Origin of the sequence: Pseudoflavonifractor intestinihominis (assembly GCF_040096055.1) — a bacterium.
Classification (GTDB): Bacteria; Bacillota; Clostridia; order Oscillospirales; family Oscillospiraceae; genus Pseudoflavonifractor; species Pseudoflavonifractor intestinihominis.
This window is the reverse complement of record NZ_JBBMFK010000051.1, coordinates 1-2,883: the sequence shown is the minus strand read 5'-3', so window position 1 is coordinate 2,883 and position 2,883 is coordinate 1. Positions and strand designations below refer to the sequence as shown.

The following is a 2,883-nucleotide window of genomic DNA, read 5'->3' as shown; positions in this document are numbered from 1 at the left end:
AGGAAGGTGTCCCCCTGGTCCTCCACCGTGAAGTTGGAGTACTCAAAGGTGGTATAGCTCAGGCCGTAGCCGAAGGGGAACGCCACGTCCGCATCGTAGTCGTACTCCCCGGCGTTGCCCTGACCGAGAACATAGTCCTCATACCGGGTCTCGTAGTACCGGTAGCCCACGTAGATGCCCTCCTGGTACACCACGTAGTCCTGGTTGCACTTGTCAATACCCGGCGCGTTGTTGTTCTGGGCGGTCGCTAGGCCAAGCTCTTTGGCATTGGTGTAGGGAAAGGCGTCGTAGTTGGCCATGGCCGGCGAGGAGTGGTTATCCCTCAGGAAGGTGTCCACAAGCCGGCCGGAGGGGTTGACCTTGCCTGCCAGTATGTCGGTCACCGCGGGCAAACCGTTCAGGCCCAGGTTGCCCACCCACAGCACCGCGTCGATGCCATAGTCGTCCACAAAGTCCAACTGAAGGGTACTGGAGGAATTGAGGAGTACCACGATCTTTTTGAATACGCCCTGCTCCTTCAGCGTCGCCAGATTCTCGAACATCTCCACCTCTTCCTTGCACAGCTGGAGATAGTCGCCGTCGGTCATATAGGGCTCCAGTTCGGGCAGGCCGCTGGGCAGGTCGGCACCCTCGCCGGAGGAGCGGGAAAGCACCACCAGAGCTACATCGCCGTAGTCGGAAAAGGTGGACTTTAGTGTGTCGGGATACTCGCTCCAGGGTACTTCATTAATCCGGTACTGGGACGGGTCGCCGCCGGTGAGATCAGCGTTTACCCGCTGATAGCCGCTGGTAATATAAAATTTCCAAAGCTCCGTGTTGACACATCCGGGCTGGAAGCTGCTCTCTAAGGCTGAGGAGAGGCTGTCTCCCTCGCTGGTAGACATAAAGGCTGACCCCGTCCCCACTTTCACCGGGTCAACTGACGACTGTGAGAAACAGGAGAATTTAGTATCTTGAGGAAGTGGGAGGGTATTGTCCCGATTGACCAGCAGGGCCGCGCCCTCTGCCGTCACCTGACGGCAGACTGCCCAGTCATTGGCAACCAGCTCCTCCTCCGTCTCGTAGTCGGTCCAGTAAAAAATCTGCGCGTCAGGGTCTGGAATAACTTCCTGGGTCTCCGCATCCAGCGCCGCGTTGATCATGGTCTGAAAGTAGCCTGTTACAGGGATTGCCACAATACACACCGCAGTGAGTACAGCTAGGAGCGCGGTTGGGATCTTCCAGTGGTTTCTCTTTTTTTTCATATTGTCCTCCTCTTTTGTCCTAAAAAAGACGGGCCGCTGGGCCGTCTTCACGCCCGCGGCCCGTCTTTCCTCAGTCGTCTGGCTGCTGCTTTGCTTTCCGAATGCTGCGCACCAACAGGAAGGCGCACAGGGCGGTAAGCACCGCCATCACGCCGGTGGCTCCGTAAAGGGCCATCTGCCACCAAGGCGTCACGGGGATAACCGTTGCATTGCCGATGTTCATGGCATGGCTGTGTGTAATGGAGTAGGCGATATGCTTGACCGCATTCTGTACGGCGGTGACAATCGCCGGGTCATTCTCCAGCCCGTCCAGGGTGGCCATACCCATGCTGTAACCATCCCACAGATCCTGCCCGGCCAGGACGCCCATGCGGTAATCCATATAATTCGCCATGACGGAGCAGTCGGTAATAGCTGCGCCCTTCATGCCCCACTCATCACGGAGGATACCGGTCATCAGGCCGTGGTGGGCGCCTGTCCACACCACTCCGATGCGGTTGAAGGAGCTCATCACACCCATGCCGCCTCCTTCGGTCACGCTGCCCTCAAAGCCCTCCAGATACAGCTCCCGGATGGCCTGTTCGTTGCTCCAGGTGGAGATTCCGTAACGCCCCTCCTCCTGGTCGTTGAGGGCAAAGTGCTTGGTGAACACATAGACGCCGCGATCCTGAATAGCGGCTACCTCTACGGCAGCCACTTTTCCGGACAGCCAGCCGTCTTCGGAGTAGTACTCAAAATTGCGTCCGCAGTAGGGCGTACGGTGAATGTTGGCGCCAGGACCGTAGATACCGGCGTATACAGTACCGTCCTCGCCGGTAGCATGGAGGAAGTCCTCGCCGATGCACTTGCCCATGCTCTCGATCAGCCCCAGGTTAAATGTGGCCGCCATCACATCCTCGGAGGTATACGCCATAGCGCTGGATCCGCCCATCAGACTCTTCGTGAAGCCCTGCGGCCCGTTCTCATCGTTGGTGCCGGGCAGGCCGATGGAAGGCACCGGCTGGGTCAGGTGGAACCCGTTATAGATGAGGTTTGTCATCTCAGCATAGGGAATCTGGCTAATCAGAGCATCCCACGCAGGGTCGTCAGCTTCGGTCTCTGCATACATGCTGGCGGTCAGATCTCCGCTCACGCCCACAGCAGGCATGGTAGCGTCAGGGTAGTAGAGGGCCTTGTACTCCTCCACGATGGCGGCCCGATCCGCCTCATTGTGAGACAGGCCGTCCTTCCACATCTCCTCGGTAATGCGCAGCGATACAGGGCCCTGGGGGAAGGTGCCCACCCAGTCATTGCGGGTGAGGTAGGTAATCTGCTGGTCCTCCGCGCCCTCGTACTTATTCAGGTCCGCATTGTCAAACAGGTTGGTGATGGGATTGCCCGTGACCGGCGACACCGAATAGGTCTCCGCGTCGAAGCTCGTGTTGCTCCACTTGTAGGTCAGGCTGGCGTCTCCGCTGCCGCTCATCCGGCTCTCGTCCGCCCCCTTCGCCATCAAAATATTGTTGACGGCGTTGTGGGCGTCGCTTCCCACCGTGAAGTAGTAGTCCCCGTCCTCCAGAATGTAGGTTCTGGCATTGTTCGCGTCGTAGCTTGTCAGGTCCTCTTTCTCCACCGTAATCTCAAAGTGCTCCGTCGCTCC

General features: G+C 58.5%; 2 protein-coding genes. Both read right to left on the bottom strand.

The window, feature by feature from the left end; genetic code table 11:
- Positions 1-1,244 (bottom strand): glycoside hydrolase family 3 protein (locus tag WMO64_RS16920; protein WP_349232752.1); only part of this gene is annotated, 1,244 nt, incomplete at its 3' end.
- A gap of 70 nt (positions 1,245-1,314) precedes the next feature.
- Positions 1,315-2,883: glycoside hydrolase family 3 N-terminal domain-containing protein (locus WMO64_RS16915; protein ID WP_349232751.1), on the bottom strand; the 1,569-nt coding region annotated here is incomplete at its 5' end.